General features: G+C 40.8%; 1 protein-coding gene. It reads left to right on the top strand.

The annotated features are described in order from the left end of the window. The first annotated feature begins 101 nt into the window (after positions 1–101). Complete coding sequence (locus C3B73_RS14230) at positions 102–455, top strand: GIY-YIG nuclease family protein (RefSeq protein WP_103664983.1); 354 nt, start codon at positions 102–104, stop codon at positions 453–455. The last annotated feature ends 114 nt before the right edge of the window (positions 456–569 follow it).

The raw sequence follows: 569 nt of genomic DNA on the forward strand, positions 1-569 counted from the left end.
GTGGATTTCTCCGCTCCATTCGTTCGCCTTTGGGGCTCTCTCATTCCGGTCGAAATGACAATGGGGAGTGAATGAAAGATCTCTATTCGTTATAATTATAGATGCCGTATTATACCTACATAATCACAAATTCCTCCAAAACCACACTGTATGTAGGTATGACAAATAGCTTGCCATCCAGAATTTTAGAACATGGTCAAAATGCAGGAGACTCGAAAACATTCACAGGTAGGTATCGGTGTTATTTCGTGTTGTGGTATGAAGAATACAAGTATGTTCAGGATTCAATAAACAGAGAAAAGCAGATCAAGAGGTGGAGTAGAAAGAAAAAGTTTGAGTTGATCAAACGTACAAATCCAAAGTTAAGGTTTTTAAATGAGGATCTAGGGCTGTACCCTTTCGGGGATTATGCTGATGAAAGGAATATTCGCCTGAGTAAGAGGGGAAGACAATAATAGTTATCCCACGAGTCTGTCATCTCGAGTGAAAAGCAACGAGCGCATGCGAATGAAATGCAGTCGAGAGATCTCCGGGGCTGAAACATGCATTGTTGTTGAAGCATACTCTAT

It is taken from the genome of Gracilimonas amylolytica (assembly GCF_002911695.1).
In the GTDB taxonomy this organism is placed as follows: domain Bacteria; phylum Bacteroidota; class Rhodothermia; order Balneolales; family Balneolaceae; genus Gracilimonas; species Gracilimonas amylolytica.